A 24,861-nucleotide genomic window follows, 5' to 3' on the forward strand; every position below is an offset into this window, starting at 1 on the left:
CACAGGACCAGCAACATGATCTCCGGCAGCGGGTAGACCACCTTCCAACTCTGGCGCGGGTCTTCCAACGCCGAAAAATGCTCCACCAGTGCCTTGCCTGACATCGGATGCCTCACCAGACCGAGGCCCCCTGTGAATCACGCAAAAGGCAACACCGAAATCCATTCCTTTCAAGCGATCGCCCTGGCTGGCGGGGGTGGGGGGCATTGACGGTGTGTACGGCGTAGGGCCGAGGACAGCGGGGATCGTTTGTCCCGATGTGCGCCGCCGCGCTGCGCGCTGCCCCGCGACCACCCGCTTCAGGCCCGGAGGATTGCGTTGGCGGTCAACCGCACCGATCTGCTAGACCGGCCGGATGGCCGGCCTGAGAAGCCGGCGCAGAGACGGCCAGGGATCGGCTTATGGACTTTCTCAACGCGATGGGCGGGACCGCCGGCGGCTTCTTCGGAGCCGTGATCCCGTTCCTGTTCGTGCTCACCGTGGTGGTCTTCGTCCACGAGATGGGCCACTTCCTGGTCGGCCGCTGGTGCGGGGTGGGCGTGCACGCCTTCTCCCTCGGCTTCGGCCCGGAACTGTTCGGGTTTAACGACCGGCGCGGCACCCGCTGGAAGCTCTGCGCCATCCCGCTCGGCGGCTACGTGAAGTTCCACGGCGACGCCAACGGCGCCAGCATGCCGGATCCGGAGACGATCGCCCGGATGTCCCCGCACGAGCGGGCGATCAGCTTCCCGACCCAGCCCGTGGCCAAGCGCGCCGCGATCGTCGCCGCCGGCCCGGTGGCGAACTTTATCCTGGCGATCCTGCTGTTTGCCGGCGCGATCTGGCTGGCCGGGCGCTACGAGCTGCCCGCCCGGGTCTCCTCCGTGGAGCCCGGCAGCGTCGCCGCCCAGGCCGGCTTCCAACCCGGCGACGTGATCACCGCCATCGACGGCGAGAAGATCGGCGACTTCAACGCCATGTACCGCACCGTGACCGGCAGCGCCGGCACGCCGCTGACCTTCACGGTGGAGCGGGCCGAGCAACCGATCACCATCCAGGCGACGCCCGCCACCTATGAGGAGAAGACGCCCTTCGGCCGCCACCGGATCGGCCGGCTCGGCATCCGCTCGCCCGCAGGGTCGGAGGCGCGGCTCGTCCGGTACGGGGCGCTCGATTCCCTCGATCTCGGCGTGCGCGAGACCTACTTCGTGGTGGAGCGGACCTTCTCCTACTTGAGCAAACTCGCCACCGGTCGGGAATCGGCCGACCAGCTGTCGGGTCCGATCGGCATCGCCCGGGTTTCCGGCGAGGTCGCCAAGAACGGCGGCGTCGGGGGGCTCGTCGGCCTCATCGCGCTGCTCTCGGTCTCGATCGGCCTCCTGAACCTGTTCCCGGTGCCGCTGCTCGATGGCGGGCACCTGCTGTTCTACGCCTTCGAGGTCGTCCGCGGCCGTCCGCTCAGCGAGCGCGCCCAGGAGATCGGCTTCCGGATCGGCCTCGCCCTGGTCCTGATGCTGATGCTGTTCGCCGCCTGGAACGACATCCTCAACCTCGGCGCGTCCTGGCGGAACACCTGATCCAAGGACCCCGCGTGGGCACCGGTCCGATCTCCACCGGAATCGGTGCCCTAATCCCGCCGCGATACCGCCCGGAGACTGCCTCGAAGGCGCCCCGCCCGGTGCTTAAAACAGGGTTAACGCCAACATTGGTAGGCGCGAAAACAGGTGTGGCCGCAAAGATTTACAGGCCATTCACCATGATTGGGGCTTTGCCCGCACGGTCCGCCCGCCGTTAAGTGGCGCGAAGGCCACGACCCCCCAAAATCCCCTGACGATGGCCTCCCGCGCGTTTGCTTGGCAGGGGAATCCCGCTAAGAGCTACGCTTGGACCTGAAGCCACGCTTGGACCAGGGTGACAGGACGACCGGTCAACGGTCGCCTGTGACGGGCTAACCCCCGCGACCAGAACAGAAACGGGCGATTGCATGATGTCGTTGACGGGGAAGCCCCGACGTAAGTCGGTGCGGAAGACCATCGTCCTAGTCGCTGCCGGTGCGGGCCTGGTCCTGAGCGGTGCCGCCCAGGCGCAGCAGATCGTCGTCCAGGGCAACCAGCGCGTCGATGCCGACACGATCCGGTCCTACGTGACCGGGACGGCGTCCGGCTCCGCCGAGGAGGCCCGGCGCAACCTGCTCGCCAGCGGCATGTTCTCGGACGTGAAGGTCGCCCAGTCCGGCGGTCGCACGGTGGTCACCGTCCGCGAGAACAACCTGATCAACCGGGTCGTGTTCGAGGGCAACAAGAAGGTCGAGAAGGCGACGCTCGAGGGCATCGTCGAGGCGAAGGCCCGGGGCCCCTACAGCGAGGCCATCGTCAACGCCGACCTCGCCCGCATCCGCGACGTCTACAAGCGCTTCGGCCGCGGCACCGCCAAGGTCACCTACCGGACCGTGGACCTGCCGAACGGCCGGGTCGACGTGATCTACCAGGTCGACGAGGGCGACAAGACCGGCATCATCTCGATCAACTTCGTCGGCAACAACGCCTATTCGGAGCGGACCCTGAAGGGGCTGATGAGCTCCTCCGAGATGAATTTCCTGTCGTTCATCAAGACCTCCGACGTCTACGATCCGGACCGCATCACCACCGACCTGGACCAGGTGCGCCGCTACTACCTGAAGAACGGCTACGCCGACTTCCAGGTGGTCAGCGCCGACGCCCGCTATGTCGAGGGCGACAGCTCGGGCTACGTCATCACCGTCACGGTGAACGAGGGCGAGCAGTACAAGGTCGGCGCGGTGGCGGTGGATTCCCGCCTGCCCGGGATCGACACCGCCAAGCTCGACAGCAACATCACCGCCGCGGTGGGCGACGTCTACAACGCCGACGACGTGGAGCGGACGCTCAACAACGTCACCCGCGAGGTCAACCGCGCCGGCTACCCGTTCGCCCAGGTCCGCCCCACCGGCCAGCGCGACCCCGCGACCCACCAAGTCTCCCTGGGCTTCGTGGTCGAGGACGGCCCGCACGTCTACGTCGAGCGCATCAACATCCGCGGCAACACCCGCACCCGCGACTACGTCATCCGCCGCGAGCTGGATATCGCCGAGGGCGATGCCTACAACCGCGTGCTGACCGACCGGGCCGAGCGGCGCTTGAACGGCCTCGGCTTCTTCAAGAAGGTCCGGTTCTCCAACGAACCCGGCTCTGCGGCCGACCGCGTGGTCATCAACATCGATGTCGAGGATCAGCCCACGGGTTCGTTCTCGGTGGCGGGCGGCTATTCTACCCAGGACGGCATCATCGGCGAGGTCTCGGTCTCCGAGTCCAACTTCCTCGGCCGCGGCCAGTATGTCCGCCTCGCCGGCACGGGTGGCCAGTACTCGCGCGGCGTCGACTTCTCGTTCACCGAGCCGTACTTCCTCGGCTACCGGCTCGCCGCCGGCTTCGACGCCTTCTACAAGTACTCCGACCTGACCCGGTACTCGCGCTACGAGACCACGGTGTATGGCGGCCAGCTGCGCCTGGGCCTGCCGATCACCGAGGAGTTCGGCATCACCCTGCGCTACTCGCTGTACAACACCGAGCTGAAGGTGCCGAACACCCTCAAGCGGCCGTACAACGACTGCTCGACGCCGATCCCGGGCTACACCGCGACCTACGCGGGCGGCACGATCGACCCGAACAGCGGCCGCAACATCGGCGGCCAGTCGGTCTACCCGAACTGTGCGTATGACGGTGAAGCCTCGATCGCCATCAAGGGCTCGCAGGGCAACACGCTGACCTCGCTGGCCGGCCTGACGCTCGCCTACTCGACCCTCGACGTGGTTGGCGCGCCGCGCAACGGCCTCTACGCCGAACTGAAGCCCGACGTCGCGGGCCTGGGCGGCGACTCGAAGTTCTTCCGCGTCACCGCGGACGCGCGCTACTACAAGGAGTTGTTCGAGGACGTGATCGGCTTCGTCCGGTTCCAGGGCGGCCACATCAACGCCATCGACGGCAAGCCGCTTCGCGTCACCGACGAGTTCTTCCTCGGACCGTCGCTGGTCCGCGGCTTTGCGCCGAACGGTATCGGCCCGCGCGACGTCGGCATCGCCGACGCCCGCTCCAACGCCATCGGCGGATCCACCTACATCGGCGGTACCCTCGAAGTGCAGTTCCCGCTGCCCCTCATCCCGCGGGATCTGGGCCTGAAGGGCGCAGTCTTCGCCGATGCCGGTACGTTGTTCGGCTATAGCGGACGGCGCAACTTCAACGTGAACGGCGACGGCTTCATCAACGGGATCTCGCCGCAAACCGGGAAGTGCAACTTCTCTGCGTTCAACATCGGCGTCGAGCCGGAATGCGTGAACGTCCGCGACACGGCCGCGATCCGATCCTCGATCGGCGCGTCCATCCTGTGGAACTCGCCGCTCGGCCCCATCCGGTTCGACTACGCCTATGCCTTGACCAAGGACGAGGGTCAGTCGGTCTACGTGCCGCTGCTCGGCAAGGTCGGCCATATCGGCAAGGATCAGACCCAGGCGTTCCGCTTCTCCGGCGGCTCGCGGTTCTGATAAAAACCACGCGCACCGGCCGGATTTCTCCGGCCGGTGCGTTGCCCTGCATGTCAGATCCCGATTTCTTCGCCGCGACCGGCTTCCTCACCCTCGCCGACGTCGCCGCCGCAGCCGGTGCTTCCCTGCCCGAGGGCGCGGACCCCGAATGCAGGCTCAGAGCCGCGGCCCCGCTCGAGAGCGCCGGGCCGGACGACCTTGCCTACATGGACAATGCCCGCTACGGCGACGCGCTCGCCGCGACCCGGGCCGGCGCCTGCCTGGTGAGCCCGCGGTTCGCGGCGCGATGCCCGGCCGGGACCGTCGCGCTGGTCAGCCGGGACCCGTACCGGGCCTACGCCGCCCTGCTCGGGCGCCTGCACCCGGATGCCATGCGCCCCGGCTCGCAATTCGGCGGCCGCAGCATCGCCCCGGGCGCCCATGTCCACCCGGATGCGCGGCTGGAGGAGGGGGTCACGGTCGATCCCGGCGCGGTGATCGGCCCCGGTGTCGAGATCGGTTCAGGCAGCGTCATCGGCCCGAACGCGGTGATCGGCGCGGGCGTGCGGATCGGGCGCGACTGCTCCATCGGCGCCGGCACGACCTTGAGCCACGCGCTCGTCGGCAACCGGGTGATCCTGCATCCGGGTGCCCGGCTCGGCCAGGACGGGTTCGGCTTCGCCATGGGCGCGACCCATCTCAAGGTGCCCCAGATCGGCCGGGTGATCGTCCAGGACGATGTCGAGATCGGCGCCAACACGACGATCGACCGGGGTGCCTCGCGCGATACGGTCATCGGCGAGGGCACCAAGATCGATAACCTCGTCCAGATCGCCCACAACGTCGTCATCGGCCGCCACTGCGTGATCGTCTCCGGGGTCGGCATCTCGGGCTCGACCACGCTGGAAGACTACGTGGTGCTCGGCGGCCAGGTCGGCGTGGTCGGCCATCTGCGCATCGGCCGCGGCGCGCAGATCGCCGGCTCGTCCAACGTCAACCGCGATGTCCCGCCGGGCAGCCGCTGGGGCGGCACGCCGGCCAAGCCGGTGCGCGCGTGGTTCCGCGAGCTGACGACGCTGGCGCGGCTGGCCGAGCGCTCCGGCAAGGATCCGGAGAAGGATCCGGCTCCCGACGCCGGGTGATATCGGCCGGCCATCCCGGAAACCCTTGCATCTCCGCTGATTTCTTCCGAAGAGGGCGTCCGCCCGTCATGGGGGGCGGATATCGGTCCGCCCGATGGCGGTGACTCGAGGTACGGGATTCGATGAGCGAGGCGGCGCGCGACACCAACGAGGAACTGGGCACAGCCGACATCCAGACGCTGCTGGAGTTGCTGCCGCACCGCTACCCGTTCCTGATGATCGACCGCATCGTCGAGATCGATCGCGATGAATCCTGCGTCGGCATCAAGAACGTCACCGCCAACGAGCCGCAATTCATGGGGCATTTCCCCGGGATGCCGGTCTTCCCCGGGGTGCTGCTGATCGAGGGCATGGCCCAGACCGCCGGCGCGATTTGCTGCCGTCACATCCGGACGGACGAGCTGCGCACCAAGCAGGTGTTCTTCATGACCATCGACAAGTGCAAGTTCCGCAAGCCGGTCACTCCCGGCGACCAGGTGCGCTTCCACATGAAGAAGATGAACCACCGCCGGACCATGTGGTGGTTCCGTGGCGAGGCCCGGGTCGACGGTGTGCTCGTGGCGGAGGCCGAGATCGGCGCCATGCTGGTGACGGAGTGAGCGACGCCCTGATCCACCCGAGCGCCGTGATCGAGTCGGGCGCCGCGATCGGCGAGGGCGTGCGGATCGGCCCGTTCTGCCATGTCGGGCCCGAGGTCGTGCTGGGCGAAGGCTGCGAGCTCCTCAGCCACGTGGTGTTGGCCGGTCGTACGACGATCGGCCCCCGCACCCGGATCTTCCCCTTCGCCTCCATCGGCCACCAGCCGCAGGATCTGAAATACCGGGGCGAGGCCTCGACGCTGACGATCGGGGCCGATTGCCTGATCCGCGAGGGCGTGACAATGAACCCCGGCACCAGCGGGGGCGGCCTCGAGACCTCGGTCGGCGATCACTGCACCTTCCTGGCGAATTCCCATGTCGGCCACGATTGTCGGGTCGGCGACCACGTCATCTTCTCCAACAACGTGATGCTGGCCGGCCATTGCAGCGTCGGCGATTACGCGATCCTGGGCGGCGGCGCCGCGGTGATCCAGTTCGCCCGGGTCGGCGCCCACGCCTTCGTCGGCGGCCTCTCGGGGCTGGAGAACGACTGCATCCCCTACGGCATGGTGCTCGGCAACCGTGCGTATCTTTCGGGGCTCAACATCATAGGCCTGCAGCGCCGCGGCTTCGCCCGCGAGGACATCCACGCCCTCCGGCGGGCCTACCGCCTGCTGTTCGCCCCCGAGGGCACGCTGATGGAGCGGGTCGAGGACGTGGCCGCGACCTTCGAGTCCCACACCGCCGTGTCCGAGATCCTCGCCTTCATCCGCGCCGGCGGCAAGCGCTCGATCTGCACGCCGCGCGAGCTTCCGGTCCCGATCGGGGCAGCCTGAGCCTACCCGCATGGACGAGGCCGCTCCACTGCCCGAGGGTACGCTCGTCCTGATCGCCGGCGCCGGCCGGCTGCCCGAACTCGTCGCCGAGTCGCTGACCCGGACGCACCGGCCGTTCCGGCTGATTGCGCTCCGCGGCTTCACCGATCGGTCCCTGCGTGCCCGGGCCGACGCGACCGTCGACCTCCTCGACCTCGCCGCGATCCTCAAGCTGCTCCGCGCCTGGGGCCCGGCCGTGATGGTCCCGGCGGGCGGGGTCTCCCGGCCGAGCCCGGCTGCGCTGCTCAATGCCGGCGCGGCTTTGCGCAACCGCGAGACCCTGCGGGCGATCGCCGGCGGCGGCGACGACCGGCTGCTGCGCGCCGCCCTGGCGTTGGTGGAAGAGGAAGGCCACCGGGTGCTGGGCGTCCACGAGGCCGCCCCGGATCTGCTCTGCCCGGAGGGCCGGCTCGGGCGCCTCGGGCCCGACGCGGATGCCGACCTGTCGATCCGCACCGGGCGCGGGGTGCTCGACGCGCTCTCGCCCTACGATCTCGGGCAGGCGGTGGCGGTCTCCGGCGAGCGGGTAATCGCCGTCGAGGGGCCGGAGGGCACCGACCGCATGCTCGCCCGCGCCCGGGCGCTCGGCCGCAGGCCGTTCGGGCGGGGACGGGCGCTGCCCGCGACCGTGCTGGTGAAGGCGCCGAAGCTCGGCCAGGACCTGCGCATCGACCTGCCGGCGATCGGCCCCCGGACCGTGCGCAACGCCGCCGCGGCCGGCTGCGTCGGGCTGGCGCTCGAAGCCGGCGGCACTTTGGTGATTGATCGGGTCGCCACGGCGGCCGAAGCCGACCGCCTCGGTCTGTTCCTGGTCGGCTACGGAACCGCGCCATGAGCGCTGCCGCTATGTCCCCATCCAAGACAATCTGGCTGGTGGCCGGCGAGGATTCGGGGGACCAACTCGGCGCCAAGCTGATGCGGGCGCTGCGCGCGGCGGCGCCCGGAACCGTGTTCGGCGGCGTCGGCGGCGAGGCCATGGCCGAGGAGGGGTTCACCTCCCTGTTCCCCCTCGATGACGTCGCCGTCATGGGCTACCTCCCGGTGCTCGCCCGGGCTCGGACGCTGCTGCGGCGCATCCGCGAGACCGCGACCGCGGTGGTGCGCGCCCGGCCCGACGTGTTGGTGATCATCGACAGCCCGGGCTTCACCCATGCCGTCGCCCAGCGGGTCCGGAAGGCGGCGCCCGGCATCCCGATCGTCGACTACGTGTCGCCGAGCGTCTGGGCCTGGCGGCCCTGGCGGGCCAAGGGCATGCGCGGCTTCATCGACCACGTGATGGCGCTGCTGCCGTTCGAGCCCGCCGCGCATCTGCGTCTCGGCGGCCCGCCCTGCACCTATGTCGGCCACCCGCTGATCGAGCGGTTTCCTGACTTGCGCCCCGCCGCGGCGGAGGTCCGGCGGCGGGAGGCGGTCCCCTACCGCCTCGTGGTCCTGCCGGGCTCCCGCCGGGCCGAGATCGACCGGCTGATGCCGGTCTTCGGGCAGGCGCTCGAGCTTGTCTCCCGCGTCCTGGAGGTGGAAGCGGTCCTGCCGGCCGTGACCCGCCACCGGGCCCTGATCGAGCGGCTGGCCCTGAACTGGCCCGTGCCCGTCCAGGTGCTGACCGGCGAGGCGCCGAAATACGCCGCGTTCCGGGGCGCCCGGGCGGCGCTCGCGGCCTCCGGCACCGTCACGCTGGAACTGGCGCTGGCGGGCGTCCCGATGGTGGTGGCCTACAAGGTCTCGCGCGCGGAGGAGTTCATCGCCCGCCGCCTGATCCAGGTCCCCAGCATCGTGCTGCCGAACCTGATCCTGGCCGACAACGCCATGCCGGAATTCGTCCAGGCGGATTGTACGCCCGAGCACTTGGCTCGGGCCCTGCTGCCACTGCTGGCAGGCGGCCCGGAGCGCGACGCGCAAAGCGACGCGCTCGCCCGGATCGACGGAAGGATGCGGCTTTCCGGGGACGACACGCCGAGCCGGGCCGCTGCCCGGATTGTGCTGGATGCCGCCGTGGGGACGCGGGATCGGAGTCGTTTGACGCCTCAAGCTCATCGCGCGGTTTAACGGGTCAATCTCCCTGTCTTTCCGGGGGCGCGGAGCCGAACCCGGAACCCGTAACCGCCGACAATCCTAGGTCTTGATCTGCCGACGGTTATGGATCCCGGGTTCGGCTCCGCGCCCCCGGGACGACAGGGAGCATGTCCCGGCGTCGAGGCGATGCTTGAGCGCGGACCGACGATCGCCGGTCCAGGATGTTCGCATCCTGCCGCTCGTCACCCCCCGCGCCGCCCGCAGCGCACGTAGGCCGCTGTGCCGCGCCCGCTCGACCAGGTGAGGCGGTCGCCGTCGACCACGAGCCGCACCTGCGAGGACCAGTGCCGGCCGCGGTCGCTGCATTCGGCGGCGACCACCCAGGCGTTGCCGACGCGGCGGCCGTCGTGGAAATTGCAGATCGTGCGGCCGGCCCGGGCTCGCTCCGGCGTGATGGTGGCCGGGATGTAGCCCCGGCGCCGGGAGCGTGCCGAGCAGGCATCTGCGGTCGGCCCCCAGATTCCGGCATATTCAGGATTGGCCGGGCCCGCTTGCCTGGAGGATACGGGCGCCGCCGGGGGAACGATTGCCCCTTGCGTGCCTGGATCCGCCGGGCTCCGAGCCGCCTGGGAGGCCATTGGCGGCCCAGTGTCCAAACCCTGCGCAGCCGGTGCGGCCTCGTCGAGCGCGTCGAGCGTCACGACCCGACGGCCCGGGGGCTTCGGGGCCGGAGCGGGCCGGGTTTCGGCCTGCTGGGTCCGGAACGGCATGTCCTCGGTGAGGTAGATCGCGCTATAGCCGAAAAGCCCGGCCCAGCCGAGGACCAGGAGCGCAGGCACGACGAAGCGGCGCTTGGAGCCGGTACGGGGTTCATCACCCGGATCGGCCAGCACGACCGCACCCATCCTCACCCCCTGATCCAGGCATCCGGTGCCGATTCGGTCGCCGGGTCGCTGGGGAAAAGGATGCCCCAACAAGAGGCTAGGGGGAACTGCCGCGTCGTTCAGCGTCCGAAGATCCCCTTCAGGAACTGGGCGGTGCGGTTGCGCTTGCGCTTGCGCTCCAGTTCCGCGGCGTCCTTGAGCCATGCGACCTGCACCACCCGGCGCTCACCCTCGAACGGCTCGTGGCCATGCCAGGAATTGTCGGCCCGCAGGAAGGCGAACATCGTCCCCATGGTCGGGGGCACCTCCACCGCGAAGGGCGCGTAGTTGCGGCCGTCGTAGAGCACCCGCAAGCGTCCGGCGGCCGGGGCGTCCCAGGCGTCGTTCATGTAGACGAGCAGCGTCAGCACCTTCGATGGGCCGTCGGTGTGGATCGAACCGTATTTGAGCTGGCTCTTCCGCATGATCGTGGTCAGCCGCGGGCAGGAAACCAGGTCGATTCCGAACTTCTCGCCGAGGATGTCAGAGAACGCATCGCTCTCCAGTTCGTCGATCAGCGCCTTGAACCGGCCCTTGAGCGCGACCTCGTCCACCGTCAGGTAGCCGGGCTTTGCGATGTCCGGGAAGTCGCGCCGGATCGCGTCGATGGCGTCCGGGTTCAGGACGTTGGTGCCCAGCGTGTACGGGTAGGGCTCGCGGGCCACCGGGGCGGCACGCACCGCGGAAACGTCGAGGATCGAGAGGGCGGACATCTGCGGGTCCCTGGTCTCCGGCGCGCGACGGCCGGCACGCCGGCGCCAGGGGCGCGTGCCGGAGGATCATCGGGGCGTGCGGGCCGGGCGCGCCCATGGGGCGTCCGCGGTCATCCAATCTCGAGCGCTTCCCCTGATCCTGGAATCCCATAATCCGGTGATTGCGGCGGTCCAACGGCGAAAGCCGTGTGGTGGCGCATTCCGGTGACAGTCTCGGGGCGCCTGGCCGTGCAGGATGGCGCGATGCCCGAGGACTTTCTTCTCGGGTGCGTACCCGGAACCCGTCCGCGATGAGGCCGCTGGTCCTCGCCTTGCTGTGCGTTCACCTTGTCGCGATGGCGGCCGGGGTGAGCGCGTTCGCGCAATCGTCGCGGTCGTCGCGCCCCGCCGGGACGGCGCGGATGAGCTGCGCCGAGGCGATGGCGCTGGTGAAGAGCGAGGGCGACGTGGTGATCGCCGGCGGCACCGCTCCGGAGCGTTTCGTCAGCGGCCCGGGCCAGTGCACCGGCGCCGAGATAGCCGAACTCCGCTTCGTCCCCACCCGCGACAATCCGCAATGCCCGATCGGCTATCGCTGCCGCGAACCGGGCTTCGAGGAGTGGAACTGGTAGCGCGGGACGCGGCGTGGCGTCGCCTCGGCCGGTTCGTGACGAAACTTTCACGTGACAGCGCCCGCGAAGTGCCACGTTCTCGCCACGACCCAGGGCCAAGGCCGCCGGGTTGCGTTCCCGAATGAACGCTCACGTTAGGCGGGAGACACGCGTGGCTTCAATCAGGACCGGGCTCGGGATCCAGGCCGTGCTGACGGCCGTGGCCGCGCTGATCCTGCTGGCGCTTCCGGGGATCCCCAGCCCGCCGCTTTACGTCTCGCTCGCCGGCTTCGTGATGGCCGGCATCCTGATCGCCGCCAACGGCATCTCGGCCTACCTGAAGGTCTTCGTCTCGGTCTACGGGTTCGGCTACCTGCTGCTCGCCGGCCTGAAGACGATCGCCGCCATGGGCCTGCTGCCCCCGGTGGTGGCCGCACTGCTGCCGCCGGACTTCGCCGCCACCGGCGCGGTGGTGTTCGGCGCCATCGTGCTCGCCGTCTCGCATCTCGGTCCGATCCGCGCGATCACCGACATCGCCGACCCGTATTTCGCCAACCGCGACAAGCCGACCAAGGAGATCGGCCTGTTCCGCTGGTTCGGCAGCACCGAGGGCCGGATCGGCCGCAACCTCGTCGCGCTGTCGATCTTCGTGAACTTCGCCGACGTGGCGCTGACCCTGCGGTTCAACTTCTTTTACCGCGACATCTACAACGCGCTGCAGGAATACGACGCGACGGCGTTCTGGTACCAGCTGCTCTGGATCTTCGTTCCGCTGGCGACGCTCAACATCGCCATCGGCATGTTCGACCTGTTCGTCGATTCCTCGCTGCACATCCGCTGGCGGACCTGGCTGACCCACAGCCTATACGAGCGCTGGCTGGGCAACGGCACCCATTACCGCATCCCGTTCACCGACGAGGAAGCCGACAACCCGGATCAGCGTATCCAGGCCGACGTCAACCTGTTCATCCAGCAGACCGCGAGCCTGTCGATCCGGCTGCTCAGCCAGGCGGCGCAGCTCGTCTCGTTCATCGTGATCCTGTGGACGCTGTCGCGCGACTTCGTCGTGCCGTTCACCGACACGGTGATCCCGGGCTTCCTGGTCTGGCTAGTGATCGCCTACGCGGTGGTCGGCACGTGGCTCACCCACCTGATCGGCCGGCCCCTGATCGGGCTCAACTTCCGGCAGGAGCAGGTCGAGGCCGATTTCCGCTTCTCGCTGGCCCGCAACCGGATCTACTCGGAGCAGATCGCGCTGCTGCGCGGCGAGCGCGCGGAGGCGACGCGGCTCGGCTCGCTGTTCCACATGATCATCGACAACTACGTCGGCATCATCTTCCGGCGCATCAAGCTGATCGCCTTCACGTTCAGCTACCGGCAGGCCAGCGTGATCTTCCCGATGGTGCTCGCCGCGCCGTCGTTCTTCGCCAAGAAGATCACGCTCGGCGCCCTGCAGCAGACCTCGCAGGCGTTCTCGCAGGTGCAGAGCTCCCTGTCGTTCTTCGTAGACTCGTACACGACCCTCGCCTCGTACAAGGCCAACACCATCCGTCTCGGCTCCTTCCGCCGCGCGATGAGCAAGGCCGAGGCACTGGAATCAGCGGGCTACGGGCTGGTCCAGGGCAACGAGACCGCCAACGGCGTCACCGCCCGTGGGCTGGTGCTCGCCCTGCCGGACGGCCGCGAGATCGTCTCGGCACCGGAGCTGACCCTGGCCCGGGGCGGCGCCACCCTGGTCACCGGCCCCTCGGGCTCCGGCAAATCGACGCTGTTCCGGGCGATCGCGGGCATCTGGCCGTTCGGCAAGGGCCGGGTGGACGTGCCAGCCGGGCAGTCTACGCTGCTGCTGCCGCAGCGGCCCTACATTCCGCAGGGGACGCTGCGCGGCGCGGTGGTCTACCCGAACACCATCGACCAGTTCTCGGACGACGCGATCCGCGATGCCCTGACCGCCGCCCAGCTGCCGCACCTGATCGACCGCCTGGACGAGACCGATACTTGGGAGCGGCGCCTGTCCGGCGGCGAGCAGCAGCGCCTCGCCATCGCCCGGGCGATCCTGGCCAAACCCGCCTGGCTGTTCCTCGACGAGTCGACCGCATCGCTGGACGAGCCGTCCGAGGCCAAGATCTACCGGATGCTGCGCGAGCGGCTGCCCGACACCACCATCGTGTCGATCGGCCACCGCTCCACGCTCGATGCATTCCACGAGCGGCGGATCGTGCTTGAGCCCCAGGGCGACCTGTTCACGCCCCGGGAGCGCCGGGAGCCCCAGCCGGCAAGATAAGTGGCCTTTGTCCCAGAAGGCCGGGGAAAATGCCCCGTAGAAGTTGCGAGATGGAAATAAGAACGGAACCTGTGACTGCGGGGTCCGTTTGTCATGCGCTGAATAAATCGGAGGAACGCATGACCAAGATCAAGACCCTCGCGGGCGCCGGCGCTCTCATCCTGATGTCGACTGCTGCCTTCGCGGCGCCGTGCGCGACCGGGACGACCGTGACGCGCGACAAGGAAGCCAGCAAGGCCTCGACCGTGGATCCGAGCGTGAAGACCCCGACCACCCCGGGTGCCAAGGCTGAGTCGCCCGGCACCGTCGGCGCCATGACCAACGCCGGCACCGCGACCTCGCCGTCGGACGTGCAGGCTCAGTCGCAGGGCAAGCCGACCGCCGCGCAGGCCGGCAAGGGCGGCGACGACTGCTGATCTCCGCTCCATCATCTGACGTCACGACGAACGCCCGCCCGGCCCTGCCGAGGCGGGCGTTCCCGTGCTCCGGGATGCTTACGCGGCCCGGCGCAGCTTCGAGGCTGCCCGAGCCGCTCGGGTGACGGCGTCGCGGTCGAGGACCCCGGGCTTCACGACCCAGCTGCCGCCGACGCACAGAACTGACGGAACGGCCAGCCAATCCGGAGCGGTCGCCTCGGTGATTCCGCCGGTCGGGCAGAACTTCACACGGCCGAACACGGGCGTCAGCGCCTTCAGTGCCTTGATCCCGCCCGCGGCCTCGGCCGGGAAGAACTTGAACCGGTCGAGACCGTGGTCCAGGCCGCGCATGATGTCGGCGGCGGTGGCGATGCCCGGCAGGTAGGGCACGCCGTTGGCCTTGACGGCATCGGTCAGCGGGTCCGTGAGCCCCGGCGAGACGATGAACTCCGCCCCGGCCGCCAAGGCGCTGTCGAGGTCGCCGGGGTTCAGGACCGTGCCGGCCCCGACCACCGCCCCCTCGACCTGGGCCATCTCTCGGATCACCTCAAGGGCGGCGGGGGTGCGCAGGGTGACCTCCAGGGCGGTCAGCCCGCCCGCCACCAGAGCTTCGGCGATCGGCCTGGCCTGGGCGACATCCTCGATGACGAGGACCGGGATGACGGGCACGGAGCGCATCAGCGCGTCGATGCTGGTCAGATCGTTCATGATCGGCTTCTCCGGTTCGACGTTCAGAGGCCGGCCGCGGCGAGCATGGCGGAGGCGCCCCGTTCGGCGGTGTCGGCCCCTTGGCGCATGAAAGCGAACAACTCCCGGCCGGTTCCGGCCTCGGGAACCGGCTGAACGGCCTCCTCCCGGGCGGCCAGCTCGGCGTCGTCGACCAGCACCTGCAGGAGGCCTTCGGCCGCGCTGAGGCGGACGATGTCGCCGTCGCGGATCCGCCCGATGGCCCCGCCGCCGAGCGCTTCTGGGCTCAAGTGGATGGCCGCCGGCACCTTGCCGGAGGCGCCGGACATGCGCCCGTCCGTCACCAGGGCGACCTTATGGCCGCGATCCTGGAGCACGCCGAGCGGCGGCGTCAGCTTGTGAAGCTCGGGCATGCCGTTTGCGCGCGGCCCTTGGAAGCGGACCACTACGACCACGTCGCGCTCCAATTCGCCGGCCTTGAACGCTTTGAGCACGTCGTCCTGGTCGGAGAACACCCGGGCCGGGGCCTCGATGGTCCGGCGGATCTCCTCGACGGCGCTGGTCTTGAACGTCGCCCGGCCGAGGTTGCCGGTCACCAGCCGCATGCCGCCATCCGCCTGGAACGGGTTGCCGGGCCGGCGGATCATGGTGTCGTCCAGGCTCTCCGGCACGGCATCCTGGAAGGCGAGATCGTCGCCGTCGAGCTTCGGGTCGCGGGCATGGTCGCGCAGGGACTGGCCGGCCACCGTCAGGATGTCGTCGTGCAGCAGCCCGGCATCGAGCAGGGCGGCCATGACGAAGCTCATGCCCCCGGCGGCGTGGAAGTGGTTCACGTCGCCCGCGCCGTTCGGGTAGACCCGGGCGATCAGCGGCACGGCGTTGGACAGCCGGTCGATATCCGCCCAGTCGATGACGATGCCGGCGGCGCGCGCGATGGCCGGCAGGTGGATCGCGTGGTTGGTCGAGCCGCCGGTGGCGAGCAGGCCGACCGCGGCGTTCACGATCGCCTTCTCGTCCACGCACAGGCCGAGCGGCCGGTAATCGTTGCCGGCGGCGCCGATCTCGGTGAGCCGATGGATCGCCGCCCGGGTCACCGCCTGGCGCAGCTTCGTACCCGGATTGATGAACGAGGCGCCCGGCATGTGCAGGCCCATCATGTCCATCATCATCTGGTTCGAGTTGGCCGTGCCGTAGAACGTGCAGGTGCCGGCACCGTGATAGGAGGCGGATTCGGATTCGAGCAGCTCCGCCCGGCCGACCTTGCCCTCGGCGTAGAGCTGGCGGATCCGCTGCTTCTCCTTGTTGGCGAGCCCCGAGGGCATCGGCCCGGCCGGGATCAGGATGGTCGGGAGGTGGCCGAAGCGCAGCGCGCCGATCAGCAGGCCGGGCACGATCTTGTCGCAGATGCCCAGCAGCGCGGCGCCGTCGAACATGCCGTGGCTCAGGCCCACCGCGGTGGAAAGCGCGATCGTATCGCGCGAGAACAGCGACAGCTCCATGCCCCGCTGCCCTTGGGTGACGCCGTCGCACATCGCCGGGGTACCGCCCGCGACCTGCGCGGTGGCGCCGCGCTCCCGGGCGAAGACCTTGATCTGATCCGGATAGCGCCCGTACGGCTGATGCGCCGACAGCATGTCGTTGTAGGCGGTGACGATGCCGATGTTCATCACCGTCTGGCCGTCGCGGAGCGCCGGCTTGTCCTCGCCGGAGGCGGCGAAGCCGTGGGCGAGGTTGCCGCAGGCCAGCGTCGGCCGGTGCACGCCCGAATCGCGCTCCCGGGCGATCAGGTCGAGATAGGTCCGCCGGGACTCGCGGGAGCGCGCCACGACGCGCTCCGTGACCGCCGCGACCTCGGGATGAAGCTCGGTCATGCTCGTTCCTCCGTCAGGGTGCCGGCGGATCGCAGGGCCGGCACTGATCCCGGCCGCGACCGCGTCGCACCGGGCTATCTAGGCGGTGCCCGGGACGATGTAACCCGGTCGTGGCGCAGGGCGGCCGAGCGCGGCTGCCGACGATGGCCGTCCCAATCACACCCTCATCCAGAGGCGCGAGCGCAGCGAGCCTCGAAGGAGGTCTCCAGGGAGCGCGTCTGACTGGAGGGCTTCTTCGAGGGCGATGCTATGCGCCGCGACCTCCGGATGAGGTCGCGGGTGGGAAGCTTGGGAATGACGGGTGTTCAATACTCCCAGAAGATGCGCTGCAGCTCCTTGGTGTCCTGCGTCTTAGTCAGTGCCACGGCGGCCAGGATCTTGGCCTTGGCCGGGTTGAGGTCGTGGGCGACCACCCAGTCGTATGTGTCGTCGGGCTGCTCGGCGTTGCGCAGGACCAGGCCGTCCGGCACCCGCGAGGAACGGATCACGATCGTGCCCTTCGACCGGATGTCCTTCAGCTTGTCCACGAGGTAGCCCGCCACCGAGCCGTTGCCGGTCCCGGCGTTGACGATCGCCTTCGCGCCGGCCTGAACCTCCGCGTCGTAGACGCCCGGGATCATGTTGCCCGAGCCGTACACGATACCCACCAGCGGCAGGCTGTCGATCTGGTCGATGTCGAATTCCGAACTCTTGTTGTGGCGCTTCGACAGGGATCGGAAGAAGTAGGTCTTGCCCTCGATCACCATGCCGAGCGGCCCCCACTGGCTGTAGAAGGCGCTGGGGACGACGTTGGTCCGCTTGTTCACGTCCCGGCCCGACTGGATCGTGTCGTTCATCGTGACCGTGACGCCCTGGCCGATCGCCTCCTTGCTGGCCGCGACTGTCACCGCGTCGAGCAGGTTGAGGGCGCCGTCGGCCGAGATCGCCGTGCCCGGCCGCATCGAGCCGACGACGACGATCGGCTTGTCGCTCTTCACCACGAGGTCGAGGAAGAACGACGTCTCCTCGAGGGTGTCGGTGCCGTGGGTCACGACCACGCCGTCGACGTCGTCCTGCTTCAGCAGAGCGGAGACCCGCTTGGCGAGCTGAACGAGCTGCGCGTCGGTGAAGCTCTCCGACGCGATCTGGAAGACCTGCTCGCCGCGCACGTTCGCGATGGTGTTCACCTGCGGTACCGCGGCGATCAGCTTGTCCACCGGCACCTTGGCGGCCGTGTAGGTGGCGCTGTTGGCCGCGTCCGCCCCGGCGCCCGCGATCGTGCCGCCTGTGGCCAGGATGACAACGTTCGGCTTCTTCACCGCCGCGGCAGTGCTGGAATCGGTCATCTCGCGGGCACCGGACGGGGTGGCCCCGATCGTGCCGGCCAACAACAGAGCCAGGGTCGCTCCGCGCAGGGAACAGGCCGCGCCGCTTCGGCAGGAGATCATCGGGGATCCTTGACGTCTGAAGAAGAATCGCGAGTCGGGCTCGCGTCCGGGATCGTAGACCCCGCTCGCCGCGAGGCAAGTTTCATGCAGCGACGACGCTGACCGACGGATCCATTTCGTAAGCTTGGGCGTTGCACTCAAACGCTGTTCGTTCGGAGGTAGACCCCAATGCTGCATCTTGCCGGACTGCTCGACGAACTCGAGCGGAGCGAGCCCGCGCGGGCTGCGATGGCGATCCTCGAATCGGCCCTCGCCCGACGGTCGGTCGAGGAGCAGACGGCATTCTGGCGGGCGGTCGATCTCTACTACGTCTCGCGCAAGGCACCGCCGGAGCCCGTGGGTGCCGCCCTGTGCGGCGCGCCGCAGATGGCCATCGCTGTCTAATTCGAGTCCTGGCGCCTCCGGGCAGGGTTCGCTGCGCCTCAGGGCGTCGCCAAGCGCTTCACGGTGCCAGCGCGCCGGCCCGACGACGTCCGGTCGAGCAGGCTGTTGAGACGCCGCCGCCCCGGCCGCTCGATCAGGAACAGGCTCACGAGACCCATGGCGATCGCGGGCAGGACCAGGGCTTTGCTGGCCGTCCCGCCGATCCCATCGTGCAGCACGTAGAAAGGTTGCTGCCACAGGTAGATGGCGTACGACCACGCGCCGAACAGCAGCAGCGGTTTCGCACTCAGGCCCCGGCGCAGGAGGGCCGGTGCGCTCGGCAGCGAGGCCACCGCCACGGACAGGAGCGCGGAGCCCAGGCTGTACTTGATCGGATCAGGCACTACCGCGACGTTCAGGGCGAGGCCGGCCAGCGCCAGGAATGCGGGCCGCCACGACGTCCGTGGCGCGCTCCGGCCGATCATCAAGTAGGCGGACGCCCCGAACAGGATCGACGCCACCCGGACATCGCTGCGCCAGTAGACCGTCGTGTAGTCGCCGCCGAGCGCGGTCGAGACCGCGCCGTTGAGGCAAGCGAGGGCTGCGAGAACGGTCAGAACCGGGGCCACGGAAAACGCGTGCCGGCGACGGAGGAACGCGATCATCCCGAGCAGGATGTAGCCGTGCTCCTCGACGCAGAGCGACCAGATGTGGTCGACATTCGGCACCTCGGGCAACCACAGGTGGTAGTAGTTGTAGGTCAGCGTCAGCGCCGCGAGGCAGCCGTAAAGTTGCTGGTCCTGACCGGTGGCGAGGACGAGCCCGGTCATCGCCAGCACGAAGCAGATCAGCGCCGGATAGATCCGGGCGGCCCGGCGGAGGAAGAACGTCTTCAACGGCGTGCCGCGTTCGAACAGGATCTCGGCCATCAGACGGCCGCTGAGCACGAAGAAGAACTCCACCCCGAAGCGGCCGAGATTGATGCCGTGCGTCGTGCCGAAATGGCCGACGAGCACGAGCAGGATCGCACAGCCGCGCCACCCGTCGAGGAAAGGCCAGTGACGCGGGGGCATGGGGCGCCTCTCGAACCTCAGGTTCGACAGTCTGGAGGCGCGCTGCCGCGGCTTAGCGAGATGATCTTAGGGTGTAGGTTTTTGAGGCTCGTGCCACCGGCGGTTCGAAAGGCGTAGGATCACGACGGGCCTCGATCTTGGACCGGTGCCGATCCCGACCCCTGCGGGAGGGGCCGGGCTTCGGCAGGACCGGTACCGCAAGACATTGAACCATCAGCGTTTCCGCGTCCGACGTCCCGGCTCCGGGACACCGTAACGACGGCCCCGGCACCCGCCGGACTCGAGCCTTCCGGCGAACGCGTAGTCCCGGGGCCATCGCCCCGCGCGCGATCAAAACACCGAGATCAGCACGATGCCGGCTGCCATCAGCAAGCCGCCGATCAGCCGACCGATCCCGGCGCGGACGCGCTTCATGCCGAGCCAACCGAAATGGTCGATGGCGATGGAGGTAAACAGGTTGGCGGTGATCAGCAGACCGTTGAAGGCGCCGGCTCCGACCTTGTCGACGAACAGCAGGCCGGCGAACACCGCCACCGCCCCGGCGATGCCGCCCAGCGCGCCCCACCACGGCACCCGGGCCACGTCCGCCCGGGTCGGCAGCGGGGTCGGACGGAGCAGGAACACGAACAGGAAGACCAACGCGACCGGAATGAACGACACGGTGGCGGCGAGCCAGGGGTTCACCAGGGCACCGCGCAGCTGCGCGTTGAGCACCACGCCGACCGCCTGGAGCGAGCCCGCGACCAGGATGAACGGGTAGAGCAACCGTGCCATCAGGCCGCCCTTGCCCGACTCGGCCTGCTCGTCGTCCGATTTCGGGCCGGTGGCGCGGGCGATGAACACGATGCCCACCACCATCAGCAGGCCCCCGAGCCACGGCATCGCCTTGAAGCCCCCGGCCTTGAGGCCGAACAGGCCGAGGCTGTCGAGCGCCAGGGAGGTCAGGATGTTGGCCGTGATGGTCAGGCCGTTGAACGGGCCGGCCCCGACCTTGTCCACGAAGGCGAGGCCGCCGAACACCGCCACCGCGCCGGCCACCCCGCCGAGCGGCGCGTACCAGGGCATCGAGCCCAGGGTCTGCAGCGTCGGCAGCGGCGTCGGCATGGTGAAGAACAGGATCGTGAAAACGATCACGATCGGCATGAACGAGTAGGTCGCCGCCAGCCACGGATTGACCAGCGCGTCGCGCAGGCGCGCGTTCATGGAATTGCCGAGCGCCTGCAAGGCGCCTGCGACCAGGATGAAGGGATAGAGCAGGGCGGCGTTCAAGATCGGGGCTCCGGTCGTGGGAGGGCGAGGCGGTTCGGTGCGGCGTCGTCCTGGGATCCGGAGACCGGGCTCTCAGACGAGGAGGAGGGCGGCCAGCGCCAGCACGAGGGCGGGCGGCATCACCAACAGGCCGAGCTTCAGGAACTGCCAGGCCGACACGTCCTCGCCCTCGCGGCGGATCGCCGTGAGCCACAGGATCGTGGCGAGCGAGCCGGTGACCGACAGGTTCGGCCCGAGATCGACGCCGATCAGGATCGCGCCCGCGACCTTGTGCGAGACCTCCGCGGCCTGGACGGCGGCGCCGGCGAGCAGCCCGGCCGGCAGGTTGTTCACGAGGTTGGTGCCGAAGGCGACGAGGGCGCCGCCCGCCCAGGCGGTGGCGGTGGGATCGCCCTGGGCGTAGGTCTTCAGGGTGTCGGCCAGCAGGGTCAGCACGCCGGTCTTCTCCAGCGCCTCGACCAGCACGAACAGGCCCGCCACCAGTGGCAGCACCGCCCAGGACACGTCCTCGACCACCTCGACCAGGCCGCCACGGTTGAGCGCCACCACCAGCAGGGTCGTGGCGAGGCCGGCCACGAAGGTCGGCAGGCCGAGCTCGATGCCGGCGGCCGAGGCCCCGATCAGCGCCCCCGCGGTGGCGATGATGCCGAGTCCCGCGACCTTGCCGCCGAGGCCGAGGCTCACGGTCTCGACGTCGGTCTTGATGCTCTGGCCCTTGAGCCGGCTGTTCTGGGTCAGCCGCAGCACCGCGTAGGTGGCGACGATCGCCAGCGCCGATGGCAGCGCGAAGGTGGCCAGCCACTGGCCGAGCGGCGGCATGTCGGTGGCGAACACCACGAGGTTGGCCGGGTTCGAGATCGGCAGCACGAAGCTCGCCGCGTTGGCGATGAAGGCGCAGATGAACAGGTAGGGCAGGGGTTCCGCGTCGGCGGCCTTGGCGGCGGCGTAGACCGCGGGCGTCAGCACCACCGCGCAGGCATCGTTGGAGAGGAACACCGTCACCACGGTGCCGACGAGGTAGATCAGCAGGAACAGCCGGGTCGGCGAGCCCTTGGCGGCGCGCACGGCGAGGCCGGCGAGCCAATCGAACAGCCCTTCCTTCCGGGCGATCTCGGCCAGCAGCATCATGCCGACGAGGAACAGGTAGACGTCGGTGCCCTTCGAGACGCCGTCGAGGGCGACCTGCCAGGGCAGCAGGCCGAGAACGACCAGCAGGGCGGCGCCGAGCACCGCCCAGATCGCCTCCGGCCACGAGAACGGGCGCACGATCACGCCCAGGGTCGCGAGCGCGGCGATGCCCCAGGTCGCCAAATTCGGTGTCAGGCTCAATCCAGCGAACACGTCTAACTATCTCCCCCCGGAGGCGTGGCGAGGCTCACCACTCTGCGACGAACACCACTTGGTCAGGGTCACCACTTGCGGCCGTAGCGGTTCGGTCCGAGCTGATCGCCGCGGATTCCCTTCCGGACCCAGCTCTGGATCCGGCCCGCGTCGCCACCAGGCTTTTCCGGCATCGGCGGCGCGGCCGCATTGTCCGAGACTGCGATCACCGGCTCGATCACGTCGGTGTCGACGTAGTCCGGGCCGTGCCCGGGCCAGCATTCATGCACCGCCTCGACCTGGATGCTGCGTCCGCCTCCGTCCCAGGACAGCGACGCCTCGTAGCAGCGCGCGCCCTCCGCGCGGTGCATCAGGATCCACGGGCCTGTATCGACCCGGCAATGGACGTAGCGCGGCGGTGCGTCCGAGAGCACGACGGCCCGGACGGTGATCCGCCCGTCGGCGTCGAGCGCCATGCCGCACGTCACATCCGTCGTCGGCAGCGTGGCGACGCGGCGGTCGGCCGGGCTTGTGATCAGCACGAACGGCGCGGTCCGGTCGAGGGCGCGGAACCGCCAGCTCGTCACCGGCCCATCGATCGCCGCGACCGCGTAACCGACCGAGCCGTCCTCGTTCTGCCCGACCGAGCGGGCGGCGGCGTAGAGGGTCCGGCCGTCCGGGGCGAGTTCGTTGTAGTGGGTGTGGCCCATCTCCACGAGGCGGACCCGTGTCGCCCAGAACAGGCCGCCGATGTCGAGGCGGTCGTCCGGCTCGCGCAGGTCGTCCGGGTAGGCGTGCATGAACACGGCGCAGGGAATCTTCTTGTCGGCTGCGTCGGTGAGCTGATCGCTCAGCCATTGGGTCTGGCAACCGCCGAGCCGAAAATCCAGACCGATGCCTTTCCGGCCGAAGCCGGGGCTGACCATGTCGACGAACAGGCAGCGCACGCCCTGGATGTCGGCGGCGGCGCAGTAATGCGAGATCGGCAGGACCGGCCACGTCTCGGGACAGCCGGATGGCGGCTGTTCCAGCTCCCAGGTGATCGGCTCCGGCAACCGGGCACCCAGGCTCGCCGCAAAGGCATGGAACGCGTCCATCCGCCCGTGCTGGCGGTCGTGGTCGCCCGGGATCAATCGCAGCGGTAGGTGCGGATGCCGGTCCAGCGCGTCCTTCAGGATGCGGTATTCCGCGGCAAAGCCGTTCTCGGCCAAATCCCCCGGCAGGTAGACGAAGTCGAACAGGTCCTGGGGGGCGATCGCCGCGATCTGATCGAGGATCGCGGCGAGGTCGCGGGCATTCTGCGCGTCGGGATCCTGCAGGTGCAAGTCGCCGACATGCAGGAAGACGAGCGGCTCGCGCGCAGGCACGGCCTGGTGGTCGGGGGCGGACATCGGAGGTTCCCGTCGGCGGTTCAGACGGCCGCCGGCACGGCCGGCGGAAGGCCGGAGCCGCTATCCGGTGTGCCGCTCGCGGCTTCCCCGCCCCGGGTCTCGGGCATCAGCGTCAGGTAGAGGACGAAGCCGAGCCCGGCGATCGCGGCCAGTGCCAGGAAGGCGGTGGAATAGCCGGCCGACACGATGATCAGTCCGGCCAGCGTCGCGCTCACCGAGGCGCCGACCCCCTGGGCCGTCGCCACCGCCCCCTGGGCGGCGTTGAACCGCCCGGCACCCCGCGTCAGGTCGGCCACGACGATCGGGAACAGCGCGCCGTAGATGCCGGCCCCGACCCCATCGAGGAGCTGGACGCCGACGAGCCAGAACGGGTTGTCCGAGAACGTGTAAAGCACGCCGCGCAAAGCCAGCACGCCGAAGGCCGCCAGGAAGATCGGCTTGCGCCCGATGATGTCGGCCCGGGCGCCGACGAATACCGCCACCGGCACCATCACGCATTGCGCGGCGACGATGCACACGGCGATCAGAGACGTCGCGTGGTCCTTTCCGGAGAGGTGGGTGAGCAGCTGCCCGACCGAGGTCAGCATCGCGGCGTTGGACAGGTGGAAGATCGCGCAGAGCACGGCGAACAGCATCAGCGGCTTGTTCTGAAGCAGCGTCTTCAGGCCGGAGGGCTGCTCGTCCGCCTTAGCTTCCGCCTCGGTCATGCCGCGGGCGAGGTCGTCGTCGATGGCATCGGCCGGGACCAGCAGCATGGCGCCGATCGAGAGCGCGGCCAGCACGCCCATCAGCCAGAACACCACGATCGGACCGAAGAAGTAGGCCAAGCCGCCGGCGATGGCCGCGGAGGCAGCGTTGCCGGCATGGTTGAAGCCTTCGTTGCGGCCGATCCGCTTGGCGAACATCTTCGGGCCGACGACGCCGAGCGTGATCGCGGCCAGCGCCGGCGGGAAGATGGTGCCGGCCACGTGAGCGATCGATTGCGTGGCGGTCACGAGGTAGAAGTTCGCGATGAATGGCAGGATCAGGCAGCTCGCCGTGACCGCGATGGCACCGCCGATCACGATCGCCCGCTTGTGGTTGGTCGCGTCGATCAGCGCTCCGGCCGGCGTCTGCGCCACGAGGCCCAGGATGCCCGCGATGGTCATCACAAGGCCGGTGGTGGCCTCGTTCCAACCCTGGTCCGGCCCCCGGACTGCGATCAGGTAGATCGCCAGATAGGGCCCGAGCCCGTCGCGCACGTCGGCGAGGAAGAAGTTGAGGGCGTCGAGGCCGCGCAACGCCTTGGTGGAGGGAGTCCGGACGGTCGCGCCGCGCGCCGCCGCTCCGGTATCGGTCCTGTCCATCCTGATCCTGGCCCCCGCCCGAATGCCGCCGCGGCCGGACCCGGTCGGGGACGGCACGTGACGAGCT

Annotated in this window: 21 protein-coding genes; 11 read left to right on the forward strand and 10 right to left on the reverse strand. The window is 69.3% G+C overall.

Translation table 11 applies throughout. The annotated features are described in order from the left end of the window. Positions 1 to 401 precede the first annotated feature (401 nt). The 7 genes from FV233_RS05490 (at position 402) to lpxB (ending at position 9,154) form a co-directional block, all read left to right on the forward strand. Positions 402 to 1,556 (forward strand): RIP metalloprotease, encoded by a 1,155-nt coding sequence (locus FV233_RS05490; protein WP_147855077.1) that lies wholly within the window; start codon positions 402 to 404, stop codon positions 1,554 to 1,556. 407 nt (positions 1,557 to 1,963) lie between these two features. Continuing rightward, positions 1,964 to 4,534, forward strand: coding sequence for an outer membrane protein assembly factor BamA (gene bamA / locus FV233_RS05495; RefSeq protein WP_147855076.1), 2,571 nt, complete (start codon positions 1,964 to 1,966; stop codon positions 4,532 to 4,534). Between the two features lie 50 nt (positions 4,535 to 4,584). After that, entirely contained in the window at positions 4,585 to 5,655 is a 1,071-nt protein-coding gene (gene lpxD / locus FV233_RS05500; RefSeq protein WP_147896869.1) for a UDP-3-O-(3-hydroxymyristoyl)glucosamine N-acyltransferase, read from the forward strand. Between the two features lie 122 nt (positions 5,656 to 5,777). Next, positions 5,778 to 6,254, forward strand: a complete 477-nt coding sequence (fabZ, locus tag FV233_RS05505; protein WP_147855074.1) for a 3-hydroxyacyl-ACP dehydratase FabZ — start codon at positions 5,778 to 5,780, stop codon at positions 6,252 to 6,254. Next, positions 6,251 to 7,069, forward strand: coding sequence for an acyl-ACP--UDP-N-acetylglucosamine O-acyltransferase (lpxA, locus tag FV233_RS05510; protein WP_147896870.1), 819 nt, complete (start codon positions 6,251 to 6,253; stop codon positions 7,067 to 7,069). The genes fabZ and lpxA overlap by 4 nt, the downstream gene beginning before the upstream one ends. A gap of 10 nt (positions 7,070 to 7,079) precedes the next feature. Then, positions 7,080 to 7,943 carry a UDP-2,3-diacylglucosamine diphosphatase LpxI gene (gene lpxI, locus FV233_RS05515; protein WP_147896871.1) on the forward strand — a complete coding sequence of 288 codons (864 nt, stop codon included), beginning with the start codon at positions 7,080 to 7,082 and terminating at the stop codon, positions 7,941 to 7,943. An 11-nt stretch (positions 7,944 to 7,954) separates the two neighbouring features. Continuing rightward, a complete protein-coding gene (lpxB, locus tag FV233_RS05520; protein WP_147896893.1) occupies positions 7,955 to 9,154 on the forward strand; it encodes a lipid-A-disaccharide synthase in 1,200 nt (399 codons plus the stop codon). 209 nt (positions 9,155 to 9,363) lie between these two features. Here lpxB and FV233_RS05525 read toward each other — a convergent pair whose 3' ends face one another. Together FV233_RS05525 and FV233_RS05530 are read right to left on the reverse strand one after the other, a co-directional pair. Further along, positions 9,364 to 10,026, reverse strand: coding sequence for a peptidase inhibitor family I36 protein (locus FV233_RS05525; protein ID WP_147896894.1), 663 nt, complete (start codon positions 10,024 to 10,026; stop codon positions 9,364 to 9,366). A 98-nt stretch (positions 10,027 to 10,124) separates the two neighbouring features. After that, a complete protein-coding gene (locus FV233_RS05530) occupies positions 10,125 to 10,757 on the reverse strand; it encodes a 2OG-Fe(II) oxygenase (protein WP_147853620.1) in 633 nt (210 codons plus the stop codon). Between the two features lie 290 nt (positions 10,758 to 11,047). Between FV233_RS05530 and FV233_RS05535 the strand changes: the two genes are divergently transcribed. The 3 genes from FV233_RS05535 to FV233_RS05545 all read left to right on the forward strand — a co-directional run bounded on the left by FV233_RS05535 (position 11,048) and on the right by FV233_RS05545 (position 14,047). Continuing rightward, on the forward strand, positions 11,048 to 11,368 hold the full coding sequence (locus FV233_RS05535) for a hypothetical protein (protein WP_147853621.1): 321 nt from the start codon (positions 11,048 to 11,050) through the stop codon (positions 11,366 to 11,368). Between the two features lie 151 nt (positions 11,369 to 11,519). Further along, complete coding sequence (locus FV233_RS05540) at positions 11,520 to 13,631, forward strand: ABC transporter ATP-binding protein/permease (RefSeq protein ID WP_147853622.1); 2,112 nt, start codon at positions 11,520 to 11,522, stop codon at positions 13,629 to 13,631. Between the two features lie 119 nt (positions 13,632 to 13,750). After that, on the forward strand, positions 13,751 to 14,047 hold the full coding sequence (locus tag FV233_RS05545; protein WP_058194694.1) for a hypothetical protein: 297 nt from the start codon (positions 13,751 to 13,753) through the stop codon (positions 14,045 to 14,047). Between the two features lie 78 nt (positions 14,048 to 14,125). Here FV233_RS05545 and eda read toward each other — a convergent pair whose 3' ends face one another. The 3 genes from eda to FV233_RS05560 form a co-directional block, all read right to left on the reverse strand. After that, positions 14,126 to 14,755: a bifunctional 4-hydroxy-2-oxoglutarate aldolase/2-dehydro-3-deoxy-phosphogluconate aldolase gene (eda, locus tag FV233_RS05550; protein WP_187277640.1), complete on the reverse strand. Its 630-nt coding sequence runs from the start codon at positions 14,753 to 14,755 to the stop codon at positions 14,126 to 14,128. 23 nt (positions 14,756 to 14,778) lie between these two features. Continuing rightward, positions 14,779 to 16,605, reverse strand: a complete 1,827-nt coding sequence (gene edd, locus FV233_RS05555) for a phosphogluconate dehydratase (RefSeq protein WP_147853623.1) — start codon at positions 16,603 to 16,605, stop codon at positions 14,779 to 14,781. A gap of 305 nt (positions 16,606 to 16,910) precedes the next feature. Next, positions 16,911 to 18,032, reverse strand: a complete 1,122-nt coding sequence (locus FV233_RS05560; RefSeq protein WP_147853624.1) for an asparaginase — start codon at positions 18,030 to 18,032, stop codon at positions 16,911 to 16,913. A gap of 168 nt (positions 18,033 to 18,200) precedes the next feature. On the opposite strand from FV233_RS05560, the gene FV233_RS05565 reads away from it, so the two are divergent. Continuing rightward, positions 18,201 to 18,416 carry a hypothetical protein gene (locus FV233_RS05565; RefSeq protein WP_147853625.1) on the forward strand — a complete coding sequence of 72 codons (216 nt, stop codon included), beginning with the start codon at positions 18,201 to 18,203 and terminating at the stop codon, positions 18,414 to 18,416. 38 nt (positions 18,417 to 18,454) lie between these two features. On the opposite strand, the gene FV233_RS05570 is transcribed toward FV233_RS05565, so the two are convergent. The 5 genes from FV233_RS05570 to FV233_RS05590 form a co-directional block, all read right to left on the reverse strand. Next, the gene (locus tag FV233_RS05570) at positions 18,455 to 19,468 is read right to left on the reverse strand and encodes an acyltransferase (protein ID WP_147896872.1); all 1,014 of its coding nucleotides are present in this window, start codon (positions 19,466 to 19,468) and stop codon (positions 18,455 to 18,457) included. Positions 19,469 to 19,798: 330 nt separating this feature from the next. Next, positions 19,799 to 20,737: a DMT family transporter gene (locus FV233_RS05575; RefSeq protein ID WP_147853627.1), complete on the reverse strand. Its 939-nt coding sequence runs from the start codon at positions 20,735 to 20,737 to the stop codon at positions 19,799 to 19,801. A 72-nt stretch (positions 20,738 to 20,809) separates the two neighbouring features. Beyond that, positions 20,810 to 22,078, reverse strand: coding sequence for an arsenic transporter (locus FV233_RS05580; RefSeq protein WP_187278057.1), 1,269 nt, complete (start codon positions 22,076 to 22,078; stop codon positions 20,810 to 20,812). Positions 22,079 to 22,146: 68 nt separating this feature from the next. Next, positions 22,147 to 23,448 (reverse strand): metallophosphoesterase, encoded by a 1,302-nt coding sequence (locus tag FV233_RS05585; protein WP_147853628.1) that lies wholly within the window; start codon positions 23,446 to 23,448, stop codon positions 22,147 to 22,149. Positions 23,449 to 23,468: 20 nt separating this feature from the next. Continuing rightward, positions 23,469 to 24,794: an MFS transporter gene (locus FV233_RS05590; RefSeq protein ID WP_147853629.1), complete on the reverse strand. Its 1,326-nt coding sequence runs from the start codon at positions 24,792 to 24,794 to the stop codon at positions 23,469 to 23,471. Between the last annotated feature and the right edge of the window lie 67 nt (positions 24,795 to 24,861).

Source organism: Methylobacterium sp. WL7 (genome assembly GCF_008040085.1).
Lineage (GTDB): Bacteria > Pseudomonadota > Alphaproteobacteria > Rhizobiales > Beijerinckiaceae > Methylobacterium > Methylobacterium mesophilicum.

Bases quoted from the DNA above. Each gene is read 5' to 3' on its own strand.
- FV233_RS05490 (WP_147855077.1), top strand. From the start codon at position 402: ATGGACTTTCTCAACGCGATGGGCGGGACCGCCGGCGGCTTCTTCGGA.
- bamA (WP_147855076.1), top strand. From the start codon at position 1,964: ATGATGTCGTTGACGGGGAAGCCCCGACGTAAGTCGGTGCGGAAGACC.
- lpxD (WP_147896869.1), top strand. From the start codon at position 4,585: ATGTCAGATCCCGATTTCTTCGCCGCGACCGGCTTCCTCACCCTCGCC.
- fabZ (WP_147855074.1), top strand. From the start codon at position 5,778: ATGAGCGAGGCGGCGCGCGACACCAACGAGGAACTGGGCACAGCCGAC.
- lpxI (WP_147896871.1), top strand. From the start codon at position 7,080: ATGGACGAGGCCGCTCCACTGCCCGAGGGTACGCTCGTCCTGATCGCC.
- lpxB (WP_147896893.1), top strand. From the start codon at position 7,955: ATGTCCCCATCCAAGACAATCTGGCTGGTGGCCGGCGAGGATTCGGGG.
- FV233_RS05525 (WP_147896894.1), bottom strand. From the start codon at position 10,026: ATGGGTGCGGTCGTGCTGGCCGATCCGGGTGATGAACCCCGTACCGGC.
- FV233_RS05530 (WP_147853620.1), bottom strand. From the start codon at position 10,757: ATGTCCGCCCTCTCGATCCTCGACGTTTCCGCGGTGCGTGCCGCCCCG.
- FV233_RS05535 (WP_147853621.1), top strand. From the start codon at position 11,048: ATGAGGCCGCTGGTCCTCGCCTTGCTGTGCGTTCACCTTGTCGCGATG.
- FV233_RS05545 (WP_058194694.1), top strand. From the start codon at position 13,751: ATGACCAAGATCAAGACCCTCGCGGGCGCCGGCGCTCTCATCCTGATG.
- eda (WP_187277640.1), bottom strand. From the start codon at position 14,755: ATGAACGATCTGACCAGCATCGACGCGCTGATGCGCTCCGTGCCCGTC.
- edd (WP_147853623.1), bottom strand. From the start codon at position 16,605: ATGACCGAGCTTCATCCCGAGGTCGCGGCGGTCACGGAGCGCGTCGTG.
- FV233_RS05560 (WP_147853624.1), bottom strand. From the start codon at position 18,032: ATGATCTCCTGCCGAAGCGGCGCGGCCTGTTCCCTGCGCGGAGCGACC.
- FV233_RS05565 (WP_147853625.1), top strand. From the start codon at position 18,201: ATGCTGCATCTTGCCGGACTGCTCGACGAACTCGAGCGGAGCGAGCCC.
- FV233_RS05570 (WP_147896872.1), bottom strand. From the start codon at position 19,468: ATGCCCCCGCGTCACTGGCCTTTCCTCGACGGGTGGCGCGGCTGTGCG.
- FV233_RS05585 (WP_147853628.1), bottom strand. From the start codon at position 23,448: ATGTCCGCCCCCGACCACCAGGCCGTGCCTGCGCGCGAGCCGCTCGTC.
- FV233_RS05590 (WP_147853629.1), bottom strand. From the start codon at position 24,794: ATGGACAGGACCGATACCGGAGCGGCGGCGCGCGGCGCGACCGTCCGG.